The organism is Methylomonas stagni, assembly GCF_050154735.1.
In the GTDB taxonomy this organism is placed as follows: domain Bacteria; phylum Pseudomonadota; class Gammaproteobacteria; order Methylococcales; family Methylomonadaceae; genus Methylomonas; species Methylomonas koyamae_A.
The window spans coordinates 2,203,691-2,222,868 of the sequence record NZ_CP189557.1 but is presented as its reverse complement, the minus strand read 5'-3'; the positions used below and the strand labels follow the sequence as shown (position 1 = coordinate 2,222,868).

General features: G+C 53.3%; 35 protein-coding genes. 23 read left to right on the top strand and 12 right to left on the bottom strand.

What is annotated here, in order from left to right:
* The 8 genes from ACP4CD_RS10355 to ACP4CD_RS10320 all read right to left on the bottom strand — a co-directional run bounded on the left by ACP4CD_RS10355 (position 1) and on the right by ACP4CD_RS10320 (position 3,128).
* A complete protein-coding gene (locus ACP4CD_RS10355) occupies positions 1-402 on the bottom strand; it encodes a helix-turn-helix domain-containing protein (protein ID WP_426994491.1) in 402 nt (133 codons plus the stop codon).
* Positions 399-830, bottom strand: coding sequence for a hypothetical protein (locus ACP4CD_RS10350; RefSeq protein WP_426994490.1), 432 nt, complete (start codon positions 828-830; stop codon positions 399-401). The genes ACP4CD_RS10355 and ACP4CD_RS10350 overlap by 4 nt, the downstream gene beginning before the upstream one ends.
* On the bottom strand, positions 830-1,021 hold the full coding sequence (locus tag ACP4CD_RS10345; RefSeq protein ID WP_426994489.1) for a hypothetical protein: 192 nt from the start codon (positions 1,019-1,021) through the stop codon (positions 830-832). The genes ACP4CD_RS10350 and ACP4CD_RS10345 overlap by 1 nt, the downstream gene beginning before the upstream one ends.
* The gene (locus ACP4CD_RS10340) at positions 1,018-1,302 is read right to left on the bottom strand and encodes a hypothetical protein (protein ID WP_426994488.1); all 285 of its coding nucleotides are present in this window, start codon (positions 1,300-1,302) and stop codon (positions 1,018-1,020) included. Before ACP4CD_RS10340 ends, ACP4CD_RS10345 begins: the two co-directional genes overlap by 4 nt.
* 161 nt (positions 1,303-1,463) lie before the next feature.
* Positions 1,464-2,009, bottom strand: a complete 546-nt coding sequence (locus tag ACP4CD_RS10335; RefSeq protein ID WP_426994487.1) for a glycoside hydrolase family 108 protein — start codon at positions 2,007-2,009, stop codon at positions 1,464-1,466.
* A complete protein-coding gene (locus ACP4CD_RS10330) occupies positions 2,009-2,590 on the bottom strand; it encodes a hypothetical protein (RefSeq protein ID WP_426994486.1) in 582 nt (193 codons plus the stop codon). The genes ACP4CD_RS10335 and ACP4CD_RS10330 overlap by 1 nt, the downstream gene beginning before the upstream one ends.
* Positions 2,591-2,643: 53 nt before the next feature.
* Positions 2,644-2,910 (bottom strand): hypothetical protein, encoded by a 267-nt coding sequence (locus ACP4CD_RS10325; RefSeq protein ID WP_426994485.1) that lies wholly within the window; start codon positions 2,908-2,910, stop codon positions 2,644-2,646.
* A complete protein-coding gene (locus ACP4CD_RS10320; protein ID WP_426994484.1) occupies positions 2,907-3,128 on the bottom strand; it encodes a hypothetical protein in 222 nt (73 codons plus the stop codon). Before ACP4CD_RS10320 ends, ACP4CD_RS10325 begins: the two co-directional genes overlap by 4 nt.
* A 313-nt stretch (positions 3,129-3,441) precedes the next feature.
* Between ACP4CD_RS10320 and ACP4CD_RS10315 the strand changes: the two genes are divergently transcribed.
* Together ACP4CD_RS10315 and ACP4CD_RS10310 are read left to right on the top strand one after the other, a co-directional pair.
* Entirely contained in the window at positions 3,442-3,732 is a 291-nt protein-coding gene (locus tag ACP4CD_RS10315) for a hypothetical protein (protein WP_426994483.1), read from the top strand.
* 321 nt (positions 3,733-4,053) lie between these two features.
* Positions 4,054-4,584: a hypothetical protein gene (locus ACP4CD_RS10310; protein WP_426994482.1), complete on the top strand. Its 531-nt coding sequence runs from the start codon at positions 4,054-4,056 to the stop codon at positions 4,582-4,584.
* 4 nt (positions 4,585-4,588) lie between these two features.
* Here the strand turns inward: ACP4CD_RS10310 and ACP4CD_RS10305 are convergent, their stop codons facing one another.
* Positions 4,589-4,954, bottom strand: coding sequence for a hypothetical protein (locus tag ACP4CD_RS10305; protein WP_426994481.1), 366 nt, complete (start codon positions 4,952-4,954; stop codon positions 4,589-4,591).
* Positions 4,955-5,326 carry a helix-turn-helix domain-containing protein gene (locus ACP4CD_RS10300; protein ID WP_426994480.1) on the bottom strand — a complete coding sequence of 124 codons (372 nt, stop codon included), beginning with the start codon at positions 5,324-5,326 and terminating at the stop codon, positions 4,955-4,957.
* 73 nt (positions 5,327-5,399) lie between these two features.
* Here ACP4CD_RS10300 and ACP4CD_RS10295 point away from each other — a divergent pair, with 73 nt between their 5' ends.
* Positions 5,400-5,609 carry a hypothetical protein gene (locus tag ACP4CD_RS10295; RefSeq protein WP_426994479.1) on the top strand — a complete coding sequence of 70 codons (210 nt, stop codon included), beginning with the start codon at positions 5,400-5,402 and terminating at the stop codon, positions 5,607-5,609.
* 111 nt (positions 5,610-5,720) lie between these two features.
* Entirely contained in the window at positions 5,721-6,086 is a 366-nt protein-coding gene (locus ACP4CD_RS10290; protein WP_426994478.1) for a hypothetical protein, read from the top strand.
* Here ACP4CD_RS10290 and ACP4CD_RS10285 read toward each other — a convergent pair.
* Positions 6,068-6,259 carry a hypothetical protein gene (locus tag ACP4CD_RS10285; RefSeq protein WP_426994477.1) on the bottom strand — a complete coding sequence of 64 codons (192 nt, stop codon included), beginning with the start codon at positions 6,257-6,259 and terminating at the stop codon, positions 6,068-6,070. The genes ACP4CD_RS10290 and ACP4CD_RS10285 overlap by 19 nt on opposite strands.
* 37 nt (positions 6,260-6,296) lie before the next feature.
* Entirely contained in the window at positions 6,297-6,644 is a 348-nt protein-coding gene (locus tag ACP4CD_RS10280) for a hypothetical protein (RefSeq protein WP_426994476.1), read from the bottom strand.
* Between the two features lie 143 nt (positions 6,645-6,787).
* Here ACP4CD_RS10280 and ACP4CD_RS10275 point away from each other — a divergent pair, with 143 nt between their 5' ends.
* The 19 genes from ACP4CD_RS10275 to ACP4CD_RS10185 all read left to right on the top strand — a co-directional run bounded on the left by ACP4CD_RS10275 (position 6,788) and on the right by ACP4CD_RS10185 (position 19,173).
* Positions 6,788-7,027 (top strand): hypothetical protein, encoded by a 240-nt coding sequence (locus ACP4CD_RS10275; protein ID WP_426994475.1) that lies wholly within the window; start codon positions 6,788-6,790, stop codon positions 7,025-7,027.
* Entirely contained in the window at positions 7,024-7,383 is a 360-nt protein-coding gene (locus ACP4CD_RS10270; RefSeq protein ID WP_426994474.1) for a response regulator transcription factor, read from the top strand. The genes ACP4CD_RS10275 and ACP4CD_RS10270 overlap by 4 nt, the downstream gene beginning before the upstream one ends.
* Complete coding sequence (locus tag ACP4CD_RS10265) at positions 7,383-7,589, top strand: hypothetical protein (RefSeq protein WP_426994473.1); 207 nt, start codon at positions 7,383-7,385, stop codon at positions 7,587-7,589. The genes ACP4CD_RS10270 and ACP4CD_RS10265 overlap by 1 nt, the downstream gene beginning before the upstream one ends.
* Positions 7,586-7,849 carry a hypothetical protein gene (locus tag ACP4CD_RS10260; RefSeq protein ID WP_426994472.1) on the top strand — a complete coding sequence of 88 codons (264 nt, stop codon included), beginning with the start codon at positions 7,586-7,588 and terminating at the stop codon, positions 7,847-7,849. The genes ACP4CD_RS10265 and ACP4CD_RS10260 overlap by 4 nt, the downstream gene beginning before the upstream one ends.
* Complete coding sequence (locus ACP4CD_RS10255; protein WP_426994471.1) at positions 7,849-8,160, top strand: helix-turn-helix domain-containing protein; 312 nt, start codon at positions 7,849-7,851, stop codon at positions 8,158-8,160. Before ACP4CD_RS10260 ends, ACP4CD_RS10255 begins: the two co-directional genes overlap by 1 nt.
* Positions 8,161-8,342: 182 nt before the next feature.
* Positions 8,343-8,651 carry a hypothetical protein gene (locus tag ACP4CD_RS10250; RefSeq protein WP_426994470.1) on the top strand — a complete coding sequence of 103 codons (309 nt, stop codon included), beginning with the start codon at positions 8,343-8,345 and terminating at the stop codon, positions 8,649-8,651.
* The gene (locus ACP4CD_RS10245) at positions 8,593-9,315 is read left to right on the top strand and encodes an ATP-binding protein (protein WP_426994469.1); all 723 of its coding nucleotides are present in this window, start codon (positions 8,593-8,595) and stop codon (positions 9,313-9,315) included. Before ACP4CD_RS10250 ends, ACP4CD_RS10245 begins: the two co-directional genes overlap by 59 nt.
* A 13-nt stretch (positions 9,316-9,328) precedes the next feature.
* On the top strand, positions 9,329-9,601 hold the full coding sequence (locus tag ACP4CD_RS10240) for a hypothetical protein (protein WP_426994468.1): 273 nt from the start codon (positions 9,329-9,331) through the stop codon (positions 9,599-9,601).
* Positions 9,585-9,929, top strand: a complete 345-nt coding sequence (locus ACP4CD_RS10235) for a hypothetical protein (protein WP_426994467.1) — start codon at positions 9,585-9,587, stop codon at positions 9,927-9,929. The genes ACP4CD_RS10240 and ACP4CD_RS10235 overlap by 17 nt, the downstream gene beginning before the upstream one ends.
* Positions 9,930-10,067: 138 nt before the next feature.
* Positions 10,068-10,652 (top strand): hypothetical protein, encoded by a 585-nt coding sequence (locus ACP4CD_RS10230; protein ID WP_426994466.1) that lies wholly within the window; start codon positions 10,068-10,070, stop codon positions 10,650-10,652.
* A gap of 131 nt (positions 10,653-10,783) precedes the next feature.
* Positions 10,784-10,996, top strand: coding sequence for a hypothetical protein (locus ACP4CD_RS10225; RefSeq protein WP_426994465.1), 213 nt, complete (start codon positions 10,784-10,786; stop codon positions 10,994-10,996).
* Positions 10,996-11,373, top strand: a complete 378-nt coding sequence (locus ACP4CD_RS10220) for an HNH endonuclease (protein ID WP_426994464.1) — start codon at positions 10,996-10,998, stop codon at positions 11,371-11,373. Before ACP4CD_RS10225 ends, ACP4CD_RS10220 begins: the two co-directional genes overlap by 1 nt.
* 98 nt (positions 11,374-11,471) lie before the next feature.
* Complete coding sequence (locus tag ACP4CD_RS10215) at positions 11,472-11,969, top strand: P27 family phage terminase small subunit (protein WP_426994463.1); 498 nt, start codon at positions 11,472-11,474, stop codon at positions 11,967-11,969.
* Positions 11,970-12,003: 34 nt separating this feature from the next.
* Positions 12,004-13,647 carry a terminase large subunit gene (locus tag ACP4CD_RS10210; protein WP_426994462.1) on the top strand — a complete coding sequence of 548 codons (1,644 nt, stop codon included), beginning with the start codon at positions 12,004-12,006 and terminating at the stop codon, positions 13,645-13,647.
* Positions 13,648-13,714: 67 nt separating this feature from the next.
* Positions 13,715-15,007 (top strand): phage portal protein, encoded by a 1,293-nt coding sequence (locus ACP4CD_RS10205; protein ID WP_426994461.1) that lies wholly within the window; start codon positions 13,715-13,717, stop codon positions 15,005-15,007.
* Positions 14,973-15,809 carry a head maturation protease, ClpP-related gene (locus ACP4CD_RS10200; protein WP_426994460.1) on the top strand — a complete coding sequence of 279 codons (837 nt, stop codon included), beginning with the start codon at positions 14,973-14,975 and terminating at the stop codon, positions 15,807-15,809. The genes ACP4CD_RS10205 and ACP4CD_RS10200 overlap by 35 nt, the downstream gene beginning before the upstream one ends.
* A gap of 88 nt (positions 15,810-15,897) precedes the next feature.
* Entirely contained in the window at positions 15,898-17,310 is a 1,413-nt protein-coding gene (locus ACP4CD_RS10195; protein WP_426994459.1) for a phage major capsid protein, read from the top strand.
* Positions 17,311-17,358: 48 nt separating this feature from the next.
* Positions 17,359-17,574: a hypothetical protein gene (locus ACP4CD_RS10190; protein ID WP_426994458.1), complete on the top strand. Its 216-nt coding sequence runs from the start codon at positions 17,359-17,361 to the stop codon at positions 17,572-17,574.
* Between the two features lie 9 nt (positions 17,575-17,583).
* Positions 17,584-19,173 carry an SGNH/GDSL hydrolase family protein gene (locus tag ACP4CD_RS10185; protein WP_426994457.1) on the top strand — a complete coding sequence of 530 codons (1,590 nt, stop codon included), beginning with the start codon at positions 17,584-17,586 and terminating at the stop codon, positions 19,171-19,173.
* The last annotated feature ends 5 nt before the right edge of the window (positions 19,174-19,178 follow it).

Sequence of the window (19,178 nt, the reverse complement as noted above, 5' to 3'; positions counted from 1 at the left end):
TCAAGACGGCTTCTTGCCAAGTCCGGCGCGGCCGGTGGCCGGGCGCGGTAACGTCGTAGGCATTCGCTCGGGCTTTGTCGGCGATTTCTTGCGCCTGCCGTTTGTCTTGGGTGCCAGTGCTTCGATATATAATCTTTCCGTTAATGCTGAATTTGTAATACCAGTTGTCTGATCCGGTTTTTTTAAAGAGCTTGACCATACGGCCTCCTTTTTTAGTTCGCTTGCATCCTGCCGGGGCGCAGTGTACAGCCCGCGCAGGTAGGCGATCAAATCGTCGTCGATGAACACCCAAGCTTTGCCGGGTTTGGCGGCCGGAATGTCGCCAGCGCGGGCTTTGGCTAGCACGGTGCTTGGGTGCATGTGGAGCAGATCGGCGGCGGTGTGGAGGTCAAGGGTTTTCATGGTGCAGGGCGCCAAACATAGTCGCCTTTCTCTTCAATCATTGCCGGTTCGCTATCTTTACAGGGGCATTGATAGCCCGAAAGCTTGTCAGCAACCGGTCGCCAATAATTTCTTACTTTTCCGTTCGGAACGTGATTGTCCTCTTCGGCATCTTCAAGTCTAAACTGTTTTAAAACCCACTTTGCCTCGCTGCTTGAGCAGCGTTCGCCGTGCTTGCTAATACTTAAATGATATTCTGGGCCAAGCGGTTCGGCGCCAAGTTCTGTCGCTGCTACCTCAACAGCGCTAATTGCTGTTAAACCTGATTCGTGATGTATAAATAGATAGGCTTCAAAGCCAAAATTATCAAACTGTCTTGGTAATAGCGCCTGCCGCCATCCTGGTCCGGTTGGGGTTTTAGGCTTGATAATTGATTGTGTGGTTATCATTATTCAATCTCCGCCAAAGACCTGGCCATTGCGTCGATTTCTTCGCGGGTGGCGGTCAGTAAAAGTTCGTAAATCCGCAGCAGTAAGCCGGGTTTGGCGGCGGGGATTTCACCGGCGCGGGCTTTGGCTAGCACGGTGCTGGGGTGCATGTGGAGCATATCGGCGGAGGCATGGAGGTCTAGGGTTTTCATTTGTCCCCCAGCGCCGCTTTTATGGCTTCTTCTGCTTTCTTGTATTCTTTAGAGCCACGATACATTTCAGCAAGCGGTAAAAGCCCAATCAATGACTCCAGCAAATATCGCGCTGAGGCAATCAAGCATGCGTTTGCCATAACCTCTGATTCTTCCCTGCACAATCGATTCTCCCCATACCGGCATGCAAGTGCGACAACATCGCCATTGGAATCGACAATAGAATCCAAGTTTTGCCCACTAACCATCCACGGCCCCGGCGTGCCTTTGAACTCAGTCATTGCCGCATCCTGATACTGAATTGATCTTTCATGCCATCACCTCTGGATACCCATTGTGCTCAACGCTCATTTGAGTCTCCGCCTATCGCCCACCGTGCCAGCGGCCAATTTAATTTCTCGGCGTTGCCAGGCGCGCCGCTGCCATGCGTAAATCCAGCGGATTAATCGGCACATGTCGCATTCTCCGGCAGAAACTCCTCGGCTCGGCGTACCCATCCGCTGATGAAAGCCGATTGGCTGGGATCGTGTTTGACGATGGCGTGATAAAACGCGATGCGGCGCTCGACTATGTGTCGTATCAAGTCGTTGCCCAGCTCGTCAAACGAGGTTTGGCAGGCGAGCGCGGTGGTTGGGCCGATGCGGCCGTCTACTTTGGTGGCTTTGCCGTGGGCCAATAACACTTCTTGCAAAAGCTTGACCGCGCCGCTCGGGCCGTGGTTTACCGCCATGTCGAACAGTAGCGGCTGGAGTGCTGGCGGTAAATCGCAAACCCGTGCATTTATGTAGTAGTTTTTTTCGTAGATTTCAAAGGCTTCGCCGCGCGTGAGTTGCTGGATGTCGGCCACCGTGACTTCGCGCCCGCGATAGTATTTGAGGGTGTTGAGGGTAATGCCGTAGTTAGTCGGGCCGCCGCGATCGGCGGGGTGGTTGACGTAGCCGCCTTCGCGGTTGAGGGTATCTTTGATCAGCGATTGAATAGTGTGCATTACACGTCCTCCAGTTGATTAAGGTCTTCTGCGATTTCCAGATAGAGGTTTTTTGTGGCCACCGGCAGCAGCGGCGAGGCGGCCGATTGCTCTAATAGCTGGACTTTGTCGGCGCGGTTGGCGATGGTCGGCGTGTTAGCATCCAGGCAGACGGACAACAGGTTAATTATTGCTGCGTCAATGGGTTTGGATGGGTCTAGCACTTTCACTCTCGGTGCAATAATGTTACTGTCGTCGATTTGTTCGATGCTGATACACGCTGCGCCAATGACGGGCTCCGGTTTCTCTTCGGTCGGTTGCGGGTGCGACATCGGCGATGGAAAATTGGCATTCGCCCGAATGCCGCTCTCGGTATTCGTATCGTCCAACCCATCGATTTCGTCCGCCTCGGTGGGGTCGGTGGGCGAAATGCCCAGGCCGGCGTAGTAGCTGCGGCCTTGGGGTGTCAGTGCCCAGCGCAGCGAGCCATGCAGGTCGCTGCCAAGTCGTTCGGCGTGGCCCGACTTTGCCATTCTAGCGCTGGTCACATGCGCATTATTTTCGGCTATGCCGGTTATTTTCGCCAATTCGGCGTTGGTCAAGCCAACACGGCTGGCCGCTAATGCGGCGGCCACGCGTTCTTTGTAGGTTGCCATTAGCTGAGTACCTGTTCGGAGGTCATCATGCTGTCCAGCGTCTGGATACGCGCGATGAGTTGATCGATAGCGCTGTCGGACTGCTGTTGTTTCGATAGCTGTTTTGCCTCTGTCCGGCAAATCTCGTAGGCTTGCTGGTGTGTCATGCCGTCGGCAATTTTGCGGGTCATCATGCCGATCAGCTGATCGACCATGCCTGGGTTATTGATGCCGTTGGCCTGTGCCAGTTGGCATGCGGTGGCGGTGATTCGGTTTGGGTCGATCATGATGCGTCCTCGTGTAGTGTGTTGTAGCGATCGCGCGTCTCATTGCAGATTTGCAGCGCTTCGGCAATAGTTAGCTCGGTCGCGGCTTTTCCGGTATTTTTAATGGCAAATGCCAGCATGGCGGTAAATCCGCTATTTCCGCTCGCGGCTAGTCCCAAATCTTGCAGTGGCTCGACGTACACTTTCCAGCTGTCAAAGTCGGTTTGATAAGTCATCATCCTGTCCTCCTGAATAAAAACGCGCGGCCGTGGGAGTTAGCACCCACCCCGCGGGTTATGAGCCCGCTCGCCACTGGGTCAGCACCGCGCGGTGCTTAGTTTTCGCATCGGGGCAAACGTCTTCGTCGGCGGACCCCGATTCAGCGGCGGGTGAACTTGCAGGGCGCCCGCCGCCGTGATGCGTCATTTCGGCCGCTATGCCGGCCGCTTATTACCACCGATGCCATTGTTGATCGGTTTGCCGGCAGGCGGCCGGCGCGCGTGGTTGCCTGACTTACGGCTTAGGCTTACGTTAATTCCTGTGCTAGTCTCGATGCTGTTAAGCTTTTTGGAGATCAGCATGTCCTATACATTTATCGTCAACGACGCCGATACGGCGTTGGCTAAAACATCCGGTTTGCCGGCGAATGAAATCGTTGAGCCGTGTCCGTTCATGCCCGGCGACCTGGTATCAGGTTCAGCAGGTATCGCATGGCGCGTGACGCAACGCTGGTATCGTGGTGCTGACAGCAATGCAGGCAAGCCGGCCATTTGGTACGTGATGCTGGAGCCATACGGAGACCCGCTACGTGTTCCAGCTGCTCGTGCTGCCGAACTTGGCTGACGCTTAAAATCACTTTGCTGGCTGTGTCCATGTTTAATTCCAGTTAATGCTGCTGTTCTGTTAAAAAAGACCCGCTGTCGGAGCCGGGTCAGGGTTCTGCAAGGAGGTTGCTTGCGTTGAGTAGTAAAATACTGCTAAATAAAGATTTAGGCAAGTGAAATTTTACTAAACCAGTTAAAATTTTTTCCGTGACATTGTTTTTTAGCGGGGGCTGGCAATGTTGGGCGAATTGATAGCGCTTAGGGGCGGGATCGATTTCGGGTTTGGTGAGTTGCAAAACGTGGCGCTGAAGGTTTCGGCGCGTGAAGACGAGGGTTTGGTATGAACGAAGAATTAGAGGGTTGGCGAGGAATGCGGCAACCGGAGGCGGTTAGTACGCTGGAAATGTACGGCGGGGACGCGTTGGTTGATTATTTGGTTGAGCGAGGTCTGCAAGCCAGGCACGCGGCGGCGGCGGCCTGTTTTGTCGATGCGGTTAGTTTAGCCGTGGCCGAGCCGGAGCAATACGGGGCGGCTTTTATGATGGTCAATGAGGGATTACGTTATCTGGAGTTGGTCAATGACGGTTCGCAAGCATCGCAAATTAAGCATTTGCCGCTGCTGGGTATCGTGGATGAGCGAGTGATCGGTCTGGTTAGCGGCTTTACGATGGAGGAGTTTGAAATCCTGACGGATGGCGTTAAGAAACGGCAGCGCTCGTGGAAAATCAGACAGGCGGCTGTCCAGGGGCTCGATATGCATAGCCAGCGCGGTTTTACAGGTTTCAAGAACGGGGTATGGAAATGGATTGCCAATCAGTTTTTCAAGTTCCGCCAAGTGATAGGCCAATCCTTCAAATGGAAACGGGCTTAGCGATTCATCGTCCAAGAGTTAGTCCTTTTTCCGGAGTGTAAATTCCAATAAATTTACCGGTTTCGTCATCGTTAAAGGTGACGGCTTTAGTTTCAGGATAAATTGATTTGCTTTCCATGAACATGCATTGCGCTACCAATTCACGTTCATCGAATTTTAGTGAGTAAAATGGCACCGATAGATAGATAACGGTTACCAATTCTGTTTTTTCGACTTTGTAAAAGTATTTTCGTTGTGTCGATATTTTATTTACTAACTTGCATTTTTCCAGGTCACTTAATTTTGATAGATCAACATCTTTTTTAGGCTTGCTTTCCGCTTCGGCGCTAAAAAATATCGCAAATAATAGACATGCAGCTTTAAGCTTCACTCATTCTCCGTTGATACGTCCTGTTTTTTGCTCTTCAAAATACTGAGCCCTAATCTCAGAAACTGAGAGGGTTGCATTTCGGCCTTTGGCGTCATTATGAATATAGTTTTCAACAAGCTTTTCTAGCGAGTGATTAAACAACAATTCATCAGGACAGTTTGGCATCAATAAATGCCAAGTGGCTATTTTAAAACAATCGTTGGCAATCGCGCCTATCTGTCCAATGCTGGCACCAAGTTTGGCATTTTGCGTGAGGATGTCTGAAACTTGTTTTTGCGATACTTTGGCTCTGATGGCAACATCCGTTTGCGTGTATTCGTAATGATCCATCAGGCGCCGAAGATTGTTCGCCAGTGTCTCGGAATCTTTCATGGTAAAAAGCATAAAACAATCGGTTAGTAAAATGCTGCTTGTTCTTTTAGTGATATTTCACTAGAATCGCGTCATGAACATCATTCAGCGTGTCAGTCAGATTCAGCAAAAGGTTGCCGAGCGCGGCGATTATCGGATCGTCGCGCAAGAAAGCGGCGTGACCTTTCATTGGCTTCAGAAGTTTGCGATTGGCAAGATTCCCAATCCTGGCGTCCGTAACGTCGCCAAGCTGGAGCGTTATTTTTTAGGTGTAGGTGGCGACGATGATCAGCGCGCGGCCTAACGCTTTTTTACGTGCTGTACCTCCTGGGGCGGTTCGCCGCCAACTCGCCCGGTTTCAGTTGTCAAGATTTTCTTGACAACTGGCCGGGCATTTTTTTGAGGGTTGATGACGATGAGCGGCGTTTGGGTATTTGGGTTTAACAAGGCATTCGCCGGCGCGGTGGCGTCGGGTGCCAAGCGGCAAACCATCCGCGCGGAGCGTAATGACGGCCGCCGGCCGGTGGTGGGTCAGGTGGCGCGGTGTTACACCGGGTTGCGGACGGCTGGTTGTCGGCATTTGCTGGATGCGCCGATCGTGCGGGTGGCGGACGTGGTGATTGGGCATCGGTATATCGAGGTCGACGGCGTGGCGTTGTCCGAGTCGGTATGGCCGGCGTTTGCCAGGGCCGATGGGTTTGCCGACGTCGATGCGTTGTTTAAGTTTTTTGAGGTGGGGCATGGCGGCGGGTTTTTTCGGGGTTATTTGGCGATGTGGTGAGCATTGTGGCCGAGGTCCGGTTTTTCCTGACAACTGGCCGGGTATTTTTTTGAGGGTTGATGACGATGTTTTTTATTAATTGTGGCGGTAAGCGTTACCCGGTCACGGCGTTGGAGTGGTTGATGTGTCGGTCGCCGGCGGTGCGGTTTTTTCGTTGGGGTATTGGTTTTCATGATCGACTCGTTTCTAGGGTTTGGGACAGTGTTTGCCCTAATTCGAACGGCGATTGAGCCAGGTTTTAGCGACGTTGAAGCCGTTTTCGCTGACGTCTGCGGCGAGTTCGATCACGAGTATTTTGTCGCCGTTGGCAAACCCGGTCGGCATCATCGGTTTGCTGTTGGTGTTTGGTGAGTGGTTGCCGTCTATGGCCATGCGGATTTGGTTGGCGGTTTTTTCGGATTGCACGAAGTAGCCGAGCAGGTGTTTGTCCGGTGTGGCGTAAGCCAGTTGGTGATTGGTTGATAGCGTGTTGAGTATTTGTGCCAGCGCTATGCCGAAGCGTTCGATGTCTTGGCGTTGGCGGGGCATAAGTTGGATGTGGATCAAATGAATTTTCATGGTTTCGGCTCCAGGCTGTGTTGATGTTGTGGTGACTGAATTGTGGCACAGGGGCCATTTTTTTGAATTGGGGCTATTCCGTAGTCCTTTTGGGCAATTGCGAGGGTAAACAGATGACAAACGGGGTGCAGACGAGGGCCATTGTGGGCCGAGGTACAAAACAGGAGCGGGTTTTTGTGTTGCTGGATGAGCGGGACCCAGCGGTCTACGTGCAGCCAGGCAACGTGGAAGTCGGGGTGGATTACATCAAAGGGCAGCCGGTGCGGCGGTTTGAGCCGCGCACGATTAGCCGGGATGCCCTGGCCGCGTGGGCTAAGTCGCAAAGGTTGGTATTCGAGGTGCTGGATAAGTACCAGACTGCGTTGCGCGTGGGTGCGGCGTGATCCGCGCGGAGTTGCGGGACGCGGGCGAGCTGACGCCGCGCGAAGCGGAGGTGTTGCGGGCGGTGGCGGAGGGTGCGCCGGACAAGGTGATTGCCCAGTTGCTGGGGATTTCGATTAAGACGGTGGGCGCGCATCTTGACAGGGTCTACATCAAGCTGAAGGTTCAGGACGCGCGGATCAACGCCCGGTGCGCGGCCATTTCGGTGGCGGTTGCGCGGGGCATGATTGCGCTTTCGACGCGGGCGCTGTGTTTGATGCTGGCAGTGGGGTTGTCGCATCTGGACGGCCATGCTTTGCGGTCCAGGACGCGGTTGGCTCGGGTTCGGGTGGGTTCGGTGCAGGTTAGGGAGGCGTGATGGTGTGGTTCTTGGTGTTGTTTTGCGCGTGGTTTGCGTTGCGGTGGCCGGTGTCCGGCGTGGTGATGTGGCGGCTGGCGTGGTTGGCGGTGGGTTTGGTGTTGCTGGCGGTGCTGGCGATGGCGTTGGCTGGGTGTTGGGTTATCGATCGCGGATTGAAGCCGTTGGCTGACTGGATCGCGGAACAGGCGGAGGTGTTGGAATGAGTATCAGGGGCGATGAGTGGCTGGCGTTTGCTCAGGTGGTTCACGGTCATATTGAGTCCTATACGGTGCCGCAGTACGGCGATAAGGGTAAGGATTTGGCGACGGCGTACACGCCTGAGCATTGCATAGCGCAGATCAAGAAATATGCGGCGCGGGCCGGCAGCAATCAACGCGACGGCCAAGAGGCGCTGGATTTGCTGAAAATTGCGCATTACGCGCAGATGGCGCACCGGTTGTTGACGGTTTCCGAGGTCGGCTGATGAACGATATTTTTGCGATCGTGCCGCTTGAAGCGGTGAAGGATAAGCGGATGACGTTGGAAACGTTGCGGGTGCTGATCACGCTGTTGTCGTTTCGGGCGAAGAATACCGATTTGGTTTGGCCGAAGCGGTCGCAAATGGCGGAGCGGTGCGGCATGCACGAATCGAACATCAGCAAGGCGACCAGGCGTTTAGTCGAGCTTGGTTGGCTGGAAAAACCGGGGTCGGCGGTTGTTCGCGGTCCAGTTTGTATCGGGTGGTCGTGCCGGATTTTGAGGCGATATCGCCGGTTGAAAATCCGGAAACCCTAGCCCATTCGGCTACCGTAGCCCATTCGGCTACCGTAGCCCATTCGGCTACCAAAACCCTAGCCCAATCGGCTACCAAAACCCTAGCCCAATCGGCTAGGGGCATAAAACAGACAAAGGAACAGACAAAGGAACAGACCATACCAAACACACACTCTTTCCCCAACACAGAGGCCGCGGGCGATTTGTCGGCGGCGACGGTGTGCGCGCTGTGGATGCGGTTGGGGATGGTGCATGTGAGTCACAGTCATCCCGATTTGCTGGACGCGATCGACGGCGGTGTGGCGTTGGCGGAATTCGATTACGCTGGGCGAAGGGCCGTTGAGTGCGGCAAGGGGTTTGGCTATGCGCTGGGCATTGTCAAGAGCCGGCTAGCCGAGAAGGCAAGGCCGGTAGTGGGGCGTGGTGGTGTGAAGAATTTTGACGGAGCGGACGATGAAATCAATGCGAGATTTGCTGAGCAGTATCCCTGGCTGTGCGATGCCGGCGCTTAGTGCTGAGGAGTTGGCGCTGGCAGCCCTGGAGATCAGTCGGCGCGATAGCGATGCCCTGGCGGTCGAGCGGCAGCGCACTCGGCAGCGGCGGGTTGAGTCTAGTTTGGCTCGGTCGGCGGTGCCGGTGCGCTACCGGGATGCGGTATTGCGGCCGTTGACGAGGGAGCAGGCGCCTGCCTATCGGGCGGCGGTTGAGTTTGTGACGGGGTTTTCGGATCGGTTGCGGTCTGGAGCCGGGATGGTAATTACTGGCCCGGTCGGTACCGGCAAGACGCATTTGGCGTGCGCGGTGGCGAATGCGCTGATCGGGCAGTTGCGGCCGGTGATGTATTGCACGGCGCTGGAAGCGGTGGCCTTGGTGCGGTCGAGTTGGCGGCGGGACGGCGACTTGAGCGAGTTCGATGTGTATGCCCGGTTCGGCGATCCGCAGTTGCTGATCATCGACGAAATTGGCGTGCAGCTAGGCAGCGACTTTGAGCGGATGGTGTTGACTACTGTCGCGGATATTCGCAGTCGCAATTGTTTGCCAACGGTGGTGGTGTCGAATTTGTCGCCGATGGAGTTGCACGGCTTGCTGGGCGAGCGTTTGTTCGATCGGCTGGTTGGGTTTGGTGCGGATGTGGTGACGGTGCCGGGTCGATCGTTGCGAGGCGTCGGTGTCTGATCTAGGCGGCCGCGTGGCGCGGATCGGTCGTCGAGCGGTGGCGCGGTCGGCTGAGCAGCGGTCGGAGCGGGCCGCCAGGATTGCGGCGGAGGATTTGGAGCGCGAGCAAAGGACGGCGGCGCGCCGGGCCGAGGCGCGGGAGCGTGCACCTGACGTGGCGGCATTTGTGGATCGATTGACCGAGGTGTTTGGGCCGGTGCGTGTGTTGGCGGTGCGCTCCAGGGATTATTTTGTGATGAATGCCGAGGCGATGCGGCGGGCGGGGATCGATGTCGAGACGTGGTAGTTGGCGCGATAGGCCGTTTATTGAGAAATCGGCGGTGCAGGTGTTGATCGAGAAATTTGGGCAGATCGATGCGTATCGGCGGTGGTTTTATTCAAATTTTCGCGAGTCGGCCGCGAATGATGCGTTCAAGCGGGATTGGGCGTTGTCACTGGGTGCGGCGCGGATCGGGCCGGATGAGGTAGTGGAGGCGTTGGCTGCTTGGCGGGCCGCGCACGGCGATGAGCCGCCGGCGGATGCGGCTGAGTTTGTGCGATGTTGGCGGGCGCCGTCTGAAGGCGCTCGTAGCGGTTTGCAAGCGGCGCGGGCGGCGTTGGGTGGTAGCCGATGAGCGAGTCGGCGGCAATGCCGCGTTGGATGTACGGCGATCCGGCGTTGATTGTGGATAGGCAGGAGCAGCGGACATGCAAGGGTTGCTTGTGGGAGATGCGGTTATTCGGGCTGCCCCATTGCGAGAAGGGGCGGGATCATGGGCGGCGATGTCAGCAATATAGCGAGGTGGGTCATGGCAAGGGTTGAGGTGTTGGGCGGGTTGTGTGGTGCATCTGTCAATTATGGCGGGGTGCGCGGGACTGGCGCGGCGGCGTTGCAGGGTGTGGAGTTGGCGGGGTATTTGGCGGGGCTGGGGCCGGAGGCGACAGCGCTGGCCATGGCTAAATACATGGGCGACGAGGCGTCGTTGGTAAAACTGCGTCGGGCGGTAGGCTTCTGGGTTGATGGAGTGGCGATGCGTGAGGGTTGGTATGGAAAGGGTTCGTTTCGGCCGGCGTTGGTTCATGTAGCGGTTAATGAAGTTGTGTCGCCGTCGATTTGTAAGCGCTGCTCCGGTGTTGGTTTTTTAGCCGCTAGGGTGTGTGTTAAATGCAACGGTTCTGGTCATGTGTGCATGTCGGATAGGTCTGTGTCTGAGTCATTGCAGTTGCCGTTCGAATCGTTTCGACGGAAGTGGCGGGAGCGCTATGGCCGGGTACTGTGCCTGGTGCAATCGTTTGATGCTGACGTTCAGCTAGCGGTGAGTCGGCAGGTTTGCGCGGATATGCACATCGGTTTTTAAAAATAGTTGACAGTGGGTCAAAATTAGGCTGTAATTTCCCACAATTGCAAAAGGCTTGCCCGGAAACGGCGCGAGCCTTTTTTTATGCCCGATAGTGCGGTTTGGGTGTCATGGCGTCAAGCGAGAGTTGCGTGGATATTCATCACCCTGGGTCGGCCGTCGCATCGGCTGTGAGCTATGTGACCAGCGCCGGTCTGCTGGTCAATCAAGCGTGGCAGTTTTTGAATGAATACGCCGCCGGGGTAGGTGCTGCAATTGCGATTTTGTCGTATCTGACCAACCTGTATTTCAACATCAGAAATAGCAGGGCGATTGCGGCGCGTTCGCGGCTTGAGAATCAATAATGCCGGTCGCGGCTAAGCGGCCGTGTCGGCACAGCGGGTGCCGGATGCTGGTTAGCGGGCGCGATGGGTTCTGTGATTTGCACAGGGCCGAATCGCATCGGCAGCAAAAGCAGACGGTAACTATCGATTACAAAGAGCGTAATCGTTTTTATCAGCGCAAGGCGTGGAAAGAATTGAGGGCTCGGCGGCTGTCTATCGAGCCGTTGTGCCGCAAGTGCGCGTCGCGCGGCGTGGTGGTTGAGGGTTCCGTGGTTGACCACGTCGAGCCGTTCGATTCGATCAACGATCCGAGAGCGCTTGATCTTGGTAATACACAAACGCTATGCGAGTCATGCCACAACAGCAAGACCAGGTACGATAGACCCAGGGGCGGGTAAAAAGTCTAGGCCGTCCCGCTTCCTTTGCGTCTCCCTAACTAAATTTTTGTTGGAGTGGTTTTGGAAATACAAAAAGCCACAAGGTTGATAGTGGTGTTATGGCTAAGATGAAGATGATTTTGCGCTTCACAGCTGCCGACTTAACATACGAAGATTTTTTAGAGGCCACACGGCTCCGTCCTGATGACAGGCTAGAGCCGGAAGAGCTTGCAATCTGGGATCGCATAGCGCCGCTGCTAGCCGCCCATGATTACTTGAACGATCTGTTTTTAGATTCACTGGTCGAATACTGCCGTGTCGTCCATTCGATAGACAAGGTCGTCCGCTATCTCCGTCAACACGGCGAAACCTATTCGACCGAAACCCGCAACGGCCTGCAAATCAAAAGCCGCCCGCAAGTTGGACAGCTCAACGAACTACGCCGTATGCTTCGCAGCTACGTCAGTGACTTCGGCCTGAGTCCGCAAGCGCGCAAAGCACTGGAAGCGGTGCAGACGGACATATTTGAAGACGATGGCAGCGACGAAAATTCATTCACGCGCGACCAGGCGGCGGCAGACGCGCACATCGCGGCCAACGGCACCACCAGACACTAAACGCTTTAGTGAAGGCGCCGATTGGTTTCGGCTGATGATGGGTTACGCAGAGGACGTAACCCAAGGCCGAAAACTGGCCAACCGCTACGAAATACTGGCGTGCCAGCGATTTATAGACGAGTACAACCGGCAAAAGACCGACGCAGATTACCCGTTTACTTTTAGCTTTGCCAAGGCTTGGAAAGTCATCTCGTTTATCGAGAAGCTGCCGCACGTCAAAGGTCCGCTGGCCAATAAACCAGGACCGGAGCGGTTGCTAAAATTATGCGGTTTTGAAATATTTATAGTCGCGAATATTTTTGGTTGGGTTGCTAAGTCGACTGGATTGCGTCGATTTTCAATTGCTTATTTGCGTAAGCCGCGAAAAAATAACAAATCAACGCTAGCTGCTGGAATTGGTTTATATATGCTCTGCGCCGATGGGGAAGCCGGCGCTGAAGTGCTTTGCGGTGCCACCACGCTGGATCAAGCGCGTAAGGTATTTGACCCAGCAAAACAAATGGCCCGCAATACGCCTGACTTGCGTGACGCCTACAAGCTAGAGGCAAAAGAACAGTTTATTCGCCGCCCCGATGGTTCGCAAATGCAGCCACTAATCGGCGACCCAGGCGACGGCGGAAACCCGTCATGCGCGATTGTCGACGAATACCACGAGCACGACAGCGACACGCTGTACGAAACCATGATTACCGGTATGGTCGCTCGGTTACAGCCGTTAATTTTGGTGATTACCACGGCTGGCGAAAACCTATTTTCGCCGTGTTACGCCATGGACAACATGATGCGCGACATCCTCGACGGCGTCATGACCGGCATGGATCATATTTTTACGATCCTGTACGGCATCGATCCTGACGATGATTGGACCGATCCGCAAATGCTGATCAAAGCCAACCCAAATTATGGCCGATCAGTTAACCCGGTTGAAGTGGAAAAGGCGCGCAAGCTGGCCGTGCAAAATCCCGGCAAGCAGACTGCCTACAAAACCAAGCATTTAAACATCTGGTGTAACGAGAAAAACGCCTATTTTAATGTTTTGGTCTGGCAAAGTCGCCACGCGAAAACCATGAGCAGTGATGATTTTCATGGCAAGACGTGTTGGATTGGGCTGGATTTAGCAAAAGTTCATGACATGTCGGCCAAAGTGCTTGTGTTCCGCGAATGGTTTGATGGTGGTGAGGATGTTTACGGGAGCGTAGCAGTAAAAGGGTGGCACTATTTTTTGTTTACCCGTTTTTATATTTGCGAGGCTCAAATTTATGACAGCGACAATAAAGCATTACAAATGCTATTTACGCAGTGGCGTGAGTCTGGTTTTTTGCATGTATGCGACGGAAATGAGCAAGATTTTGGTCTAATTCGTGACGAAATATTGGCAGATTCAGCGTTATTTAGTGTTGTAGAAGTTCCTCACGATCCGCACGGGTCGATCCATCTTACGCACGAATTAACCGACGCTGGTCTGCTGCCGGTAAAAATTAACCAGCATGGCAGTCAGCTAACTGAGCCGCTAACAGAGTTATGGGCCGCGATAGAAAGCGGACGCATTCATCATGACGGAAACCCCGTTATGTCGTGGTGTATTGGTAATGTCATCGTTAAAGAATTTCCAGGCGGCAACAAAATGCCAAAAAAGAAAATGAAGAGTCAAAAATTGACGGCGTTTCGGCTTTGTTAGCCGCGTTGAATCGTTGCATAGTGCCGGCGGTTGATGATAGGCCAGTCCCTGAGTTCTATTTCGGATAATGATGAATCTATTCAGCTTCGGAGCCAAGCCAAAACGCAACCGCTACGACATTGCCTTACCGCCTGAGCCGGCGCCGGGCGTCAACAATGCGGCCTATGGCGGCCCCTACACGCCAACTGAATTTAGCGATTGGATGCGCGGCATCAATGCGGCGGCGGGTGTATCGGTCAACGATACCAGTGCCATGTCGATCAGTGCCGTTTATGCCTGCGTGGCGCTGATCGGCGGCACCGTGGCATCGATACCGCTGCAAATTTACGAGCGGCAAAACGGCGCCCGGGTGCCGGTGGATCATGATTACTGGTGGTTGTTTAACGAGCAACCAAACCCGGATTACTCGGCATCGGTATTGTGGGAGTCTGCCGTGGCCAACCTGCTATTAAATGGCGACGGCATTATGGCCATTCGTCGGCCAAAGTACGGCATGGCCATCAACGGCATAGAATGGTTCAACCGTCGTGGCGTAACGCCTTACAAATCGACTAAAGGCCTGGGCTTGCAATACCGTTGCACGCATCTTGACGGCGCGATTGAAGATTTTGGCTACGAAGATATTTTGCACATGGCCGGCCCCGGCTTCAACGGCCTGCACGGTATGAGCCAGATTAGGCACGTATTACGCCATAGCGCCGGCATTGCCCTGGCCGCCGATACCTTCAGCGCCAAATATTTCGAAAATGGCGCCCGTCCGGATTACGCCTTGGTGCATCCCGGCAGCGTAACCCCTGAGCAAAAAAATCAAATTCTTGATTATTGGGAAGAGAGGCACAAAGGCGTAAACAACGCGCACAGGCCAGCATTTTTATCTGGCGGTGCTGATGTTAAAGAGCTAAGCATGAACGCCGAAGATGCCCAGCTGATCGCCACCCGCCAATTCCAAATCGAAGATATTGCCCGCGGCTTTGGTGTGCCACCGCATATGATCGGCCACACCCAAGCGGCTACCAGCTGGGGGACCGGGATCGAGCAGCTTTCGCTAGGCTTCCTAAAGTTCACCATGCTGCGGCATCTGAAAAAGATCGAACGCGAGATTAACCGAAAAATATGGCCAAACCGCGTTAAATATTTCGCGGAGTTCAATACGGCGGCGTTGGAACGGGGCGACTACAAAACCCGCATGGAAGGCTACCGCGTCGCGCTGGGTCGCGCCGGCGAGCCGGCATTTATGCGCGTTAGCGAAATCCGCAAATTCGAAAACCTGCCGCCTGATGCCGAATTGGATCATCTGGCCATGACAATCACACAAGGGGCAAGCAATGCATCCGTCACTGATCAAACTGCTAGCGCTTAACAAACAGCGCGGCACCTTTCGCGCTGAGCAAACCGCAGAATCCGCTACGGTCTATCTATACGATGTCATCGTATCGGATGATTATTGGGGTGGCGTGGCGCCGTTGACCTTTATCAAAGAACTGCTGGCTATCGATGCTCCGGTTATTCATCTTCGCATCAACAGCCCTGGCGGCGATGTATTTGCGGCGCGGGCCATGGAACAAGCCATCCGCGAACACAAAAGCCAAATCATTGCCCATATAGATGGCTATGCGGCCAGCGCGGCCAGTTACCTGGCGTTGGCGGCTGATACCGTCGAGATGGCGCCCGGTGGTTTTTACATGATCCACAAAGCCTGGACCGTGGCCTTTGGTAATAGTAAGGACTTAACTGATACCGCCAAGCTGTTGGATAAAATCGACGAATCTTTGGTGACAACCTACGCCACGGAAACGGGACAAGATCCGGAGCAGATTCGGCAGTGGATGGCGGATGAAACCTGGTTTACCGCCGAAGAGGCTGTGCAATATGGCTTTGCCGACAGCATCAACCAAGGTGCTGATAAATCGGCCAGCAATTCGATTAATTGGGATTTGTCAGCCTATGCCAAGGCGCCAAACAAGGAAAGCAGGAAAAACGAACAACAATCTGCTGATAAATATCAGCAAAACCAGCATAACCAACCCGAGAGCGAAGCCAGAAATAATGGATTGACTGGGGATGATGCGGCTGAAGGATCAGATACTAGTACCGCCTCCCCGGTGGCCAATGCGGCCGCTAATCGCAATCGATTAAGACTGGCCACAGCCAAAGCTGCTTAACCAACTTAACCCCAACCGGCCCGCGCAAGCGGGTTTTTTTATGCCCGCTATTTGGCGGATCAATCGCCGACAACGGCACGGAGTAACCATGAAAAACCTTAATTGGATACGCGGCTGGCTAACGCTGGCACTCGTCATCTGCGCATCACTGTTTGCTATCCCGGCTGCGTTTGCTGCTACCGGTCCGGCCTTGCAGTTGTCCGGCATCGCCGTCGAAAAATTTAAACCAAAAGAGCAGCCTAATTTCTGGCTGGCCGGCTTGGGTATCGTCGGTGCGGCGAGCGGTTCAAAATTAAACCAGTTGCGCGAGCAGCATACCGAGCTGGTTAATCAAGCCAACAACCTGTTGGAGCAAACCGGCAGTGCGTCATGGTCGAAAGAGAAGCAAGCCGAATTTGACAGCGTTATGGATCAAGCTGACTCGGTAAAAAATCAGATTGATGCGCACCGTCGTATGCAAGAAGAGGATCGCGAGAATAATTTTAAAGATATAGACGATTTTAAAGTCAAAGGAAAATCCGAAAAATCGGAAGCCAGAATGGCCGTCGACGCATTTTTTCGCAAAAAACTGGAAGATCGCAGCCCTGAGGAAATTGCAGCCATCCGCAACACCATGTCGACCACAACGGGCAGCCAAGGCGGTTATACCGTGCAAACCGAAATTGCATCGGTGTTGATTGATGCACTCAAAGATTTTGGCGGTATGCGTAGGGAGGCGTCACAGGTTACAACGGCGGGCGGTAACGATATGAGCTACCCCAGCAGCGACGGCACTGCGGAAGTCGGGGAGTTGTTGACACAAAATGCATCTAGCACCAGTCTCGATCCATCATTCGGTACCGTGCCGGTCAACGCCTATAAATTCGGCTCAAAAATCATTGCAATCCCGATGGAGTTGTTACAAGACAGCGCCATTGATGTCGAGGGATTCGTGTTTAACCGCATTCGTAACCGCATCGGGCGCGTTGAAAACCAGTATTTTACGACGGGTACCGGCACCAGCCAGCCAAATGGCATCGTGACCGCAGCCAGTGTTGGCAAAATCGGCACAACCGGACAAACCACATCGATTATTTACGATGACTTGGTAGACCTGGAGGAAAGTATCGATTACGCCTATCAGGAGGGCGGCAATCGGGCGTGCTGGTTAATCTCTCAAGCGCTACGCAAAGTCGTCCGCAAAATCAAAGACACCACCGGTCGGCCGATTTGGACGCCGTCTTATGATGCCGGCATAGCGGGTACTAAAGCCGAACAGTTGATGGGCTATGACATCTGCATCAACAACGACATGCCAACTCCAGCCGCCAATGCAAAATCCTTAGCCTTTGGCGATTTAAGTAAGTACCAGATTCGTGATGCCCTGGACGTGGTGCTTTACCGCTGGGACGATTCCGCGTTTACGTCAAAAGGCCAAATCGGATTCATGGGCATCGCCCGCGCCGGCGGGAATTTACTGGATACCGCTGCCGTCAAGCTGTATCAACATTCTGCAACCTAACCCGTCGCGTTAAATCAGGCAAGGGATTGCCCCTTTTTTTGGTGATATATGACAAAAGAAATCAGAAATGAAGATCAAGCGCCAGTCAGTGTGCGGTTGCTGGTCGATTATGCGCTGGATAGCGACCGCAAAATTCTGGCCGGTCATGTGCTAGTCGGTTCCGCCGAGCAAGTTGATGGCCTGGTCGCTTCTGGAATTGCCGATCCAAATCCGGATGCTGTGGATTACGCAACGAAAAACGGCGCTCAAATAGCTAAAATATAGGTCAATATCATGGGTACTGTGCTATTGCTGGCGGATTATAATTTTCCGATTACACATAACGGCGTTAATCATAGCCAGATAATTGCGGCTGGAAACTTGGTGTCTGTTTCTTCGGCGGACGCATCATCCATGGTTTCCGCGAAGATTGCCGATAATTCAACGGCGGCTATTGCCGCCGCGCAAGCGGCAGGGAAATCTGTAATTGATCCGATATATTTATGGTTGATTAATAACGGCGGAGATGTTTATGAATCGACTGTACTGATATTCGACAGTAACCAAGAATATCTTGCTGCCGGCGGATTACCCAGATGCAAAAATAGGCTAGTGCTGATAGACGGCCGCCTGAGTTGGTGTGATGGCATATCGCTAATCAATATTAGCGGTAGCGGTGGCATGAGCTCGGTCGGCCTGGCGCAGCAATCGGCCGGGCTGCTGCTGCCGTGCGGCGAAATGAGTAATCTCGGCTCTGTTACATCTTCACAAAGTTGGCGTTTAGTGCAGACTGTTCCAGAACACTATTCGGCCGTTCGGGCGCATATCTTTAATGCTAGTACTACATTGACGCAGGCCAACGTTAAATGCAATTTTTCAGTTGCCGACAGTTATGCAAATGTACTAAAACCGACAATAGCCGGAGCCGTCGACAATAGTCGATGGACGAATTTTACTTGGTCTGGAGCGGCAACGGTTACGAGACCGGTGGCTTCGGCTGCCGAAATACCGTCGCATATTGTATCCGACTGGTTGCCTGTAAAAAGTTTGGACAGGTTGGACGGCGGCGCACTTCCGTTGGCTTACGCTACCATGTATCATCCAGATAATACCGGGGTTGGCTACACAAATATTTCCGGAGCACAAGCATTTTTTAATGGGTTATCTGGAAATAATCATATTTTTTCTATGGGCAACCAAACGACAGATGCGATAGCCACTCCAGATAACTGGACAAATTCTAATACACAATCCCCCGTATTTATTCCATTTGGACTGGAGTTTCTATTCAATAAACAGGTTATTAGTATTGCTTGTTTCGGTGATTCTACAACCGCCGGTGCAGGTAATACTGTCAACATGTCTTTTTGTATGCAAGCGGCAGCTGAATTAGATAATTTAGGAATTGCCGTCAATATATGGATGCAGGCACAAACCGGAGAAGACCAGATTAATTATTTTGCTAGATTAATGAATTTGCTGGCATTGACAAAACCAAAAGTTATTTATTTCCAATCCTGGTCGGTCAATGGAAGTTCAAATTATACATTTTTGTCGGAAAATCAAATGAGCCGACTTTTGCAATTAGTCAGCTATTGCGAGCAAAACAATATTATTTTGATTACAGATACGCCACAGCCATACGTAGCAGCGGGAGGCGCCGCTTTGTCGAATAGCGAGTTATTAAGCTATAATAAAATGCTAAACCTAATTCTAAATATTAATTCTCCAAATGTAATTGTGATGAATTTCACAGGGCTGCACGACCCAGAAAAACCAGGCGTTTGGAATGCTACTTATGGGTATGATCAATATCATCCTAATCCTGCTGGGCATATTTTTAAACGTGACAAGCTTGTCAACGCAATCACGTCATTGATATAGCCTTA

Excerpts from the sequence above, each read along its gene's own strand:
- ACP4CD_RS10210 (WP_426994462.1), top strand. The coding sequence starts at position 12,004 with ATGATGGGTTACGCAGAGGACGTAACCCAAGGCCGAAAACTGGCCAAC.
- ACP4CD_RS10190 (WP_426994458.1), top strand. The coding sequence starts at position 17,359 with ATGACAAAAGAAATCAGAAATGAAGATCAAGCGCCAGTCAGTGTGCGG.
- ACP4CD_RS10215 (WP_426994463.1), top strand. The coding sequence starts at position 11,472 with ATGGCTAAGATGAAGATGATTTTGCGCTTCACAGCTGCCGACTTAACA.
- ACP4CD_RS10195 (WP_426994459.1), top strand. The coding sequence starts at position 15,898 with ATGAAAAACCTTAATTGGATACGCGGCTGGCTAACGCTGGCACTCGTC.
- ACP4CD_RS10320 (WP_426994484.1), bottom strand. The coding sequence starts at position 3,128 with ATGATGACTTATCAAACCGACTTTGACAGCTGGAAAGTGTACGTCGAG.
- ACP4CD_RS10350 (WP_426994490.1), bottom strand. The coding sequence starts at position 830 with ATGATAACCACACAATCAATTATCAAGCCTAAAACCCCAACCGGACCA.
- ACP4CD_RS10230 (WP_426994466.1), top strand. The coding sequence starts at position 10,068 with ATGGGCGGCGATGTCAGCAATATAGCGAGGTGGGTCATGGCAAGGGTT.
- ACP4CD_RS10310 (WP_426994482.1), top strand. The coding sequence starts at position 4,054 with ATGAACGAAGAATTAGAGGGTTGGCGAGGAATGCGGCAACCGGAGGCG.
- ACP4CD_RS10340 (WP_426994488.1), bottom strand. The coding sequence starts at position 1,302 with ATGACTGAGTTCAAAGGCACGCCGGGGCCGTGGATGGTTAGTGGGCAA.
- ACP4CD_RS10300 (WP_426994480.1), bottom strand. The coding sequence starts at position 5,326 with ATGAAAGATTCCGAGACACTGGCGAACAATCTTCGGCGCCTGATGGAT.
- ACP4CD_RS10220 (WP_426994464.1), top strand. The coding sequence starts at position 10,996 with ATGCCGGTCGCGGCTAAGCGGCCGTGTCGGCACAGCGGGTGCCGGATG.
- ACP4CD_RS10280 (WP_426994476.1), bottom strand. The coding sequence starts at position 6,644 with ATGAAAATTCATTTGATCCACATCCAACTTATGCCCCGCCAACGCCAA.
- ACP4CD_RS10285 (WP_426994477.1), bottom strand. The coding sequence starts at position 6,259 with ATGAAAACCAATACCCCAACGAAAAAACCGCACCGCCGGCGACCGACA.
- ACP4CD_RS10235 (WP_426994467.1), top strand. The coding sequence starts at position 9,585 with ATGTCGAGACGTGGTAGTTGGCGCGATAGGCCGTTTATTGAGAAATCG.
- ACP4CD_RS10200 (WP_426994460.1), top strand. The coding sequence starts at position 14,973 with ATGCATCCGTCACTGATCAAACTGCTAGCGCTTAACAAACAGCGCGGC.
- ACP4CD_RS10290 (WP_426994478.1), top strand. The coding sequence starts at position 5,721 with ATGAGCGGCGTTTGGGTATTTGGGTTTAACAAGGCATTCGCCGGCGCG.
- ACP4CD_RS10255 (WP_426994471.1), top strand. The coding sequence starts at position 7,849 with ATGAACGATATTTTTGCGATCGTGCCGCTTGAAGCGGTGAAGGATAAG.
- ACP4CD_RS10260 (WP_426994472.1), top strand. The coding sequence starts at position 7,586 with ATGAGTATCAGGGGCGATGAGTGGCTGGCGTTTGCTCAGGTGGTTCAC.
- ACP4CD_RS10355 (WP_426994491.1), bottom strand. The coding sequence starts at position 402 with ATGAAAACCCTTGACCTCCACACCGCCGCCGATCTGCTCCACATGCAC.
- ACP4CD_RS10345 (WP_426994489.1), bottom strand. The coding sequence starts at position 1,021 with ATGAAAACCCTAGACCTCCATGCCTCCGCCGATATGCTCCACATGCAC.
- ACP4CD_RS10265 (WP_426994473.1), top strand. The coding sequence starts at position 7,383 with ATGGTGTGGTTCTTGGTGTTGTTTTGCGCGTGGTTTGCGTTGCGGTGG.
- ACP4CD_RS10295 (WP_426994479.1), top strand. The coding sequence starts at position 5,400 with ATGAACATCATTCAGCGTGTCAGTCAGATTCAGCAAAAGGTTGCCGAG.
- ACP4CD_RS10325 (WP_426994485.1), bottom strand. The coding sequence starts at position 2,910 with ATGATCGACCCAAACCGAATCACCGCCACCGCATGCCAACTGGCACAG.
- ACP4CD_RS10245 (WP_426994469.1), top strand. The coding sequence starts at position 8,593 with ATGAAATCAATGCGAGATTTGCTGAGCAGTATCCCTGGCTGTGCGATG.
- ACP4CD_RS10335 (WP_426994487.1), bottom strand. The coding sequence starts at position 2,009 with ATGCACACTATTCAATCGCTGATCAAAGATACCCTCAACCGCGAAGGC.
- ACP4CD_RS10205 (WP_426994461.1), top strand. The coding sequence starts at position 13,715 with ATGATGAATCTATTCAGCTTCGGAGCCAAGCCAAAACGCAACCGCTAC.
- ACP4CD_RS10315 (WP_426994483.1), top strand. The coding sequence starts at position 3,442 with ATGCTGTTAAGCTTTTTGGAGATCAGCATGTCCTATACATTTATCGTC.
- ACP4CD_RS10185 (WP_426994457.1), top strand. The coding sequence starts at position 17,584 with ATGGGTACTGTGCTATTGCTGGCGGATTATAATTTTCCGATTACACAT.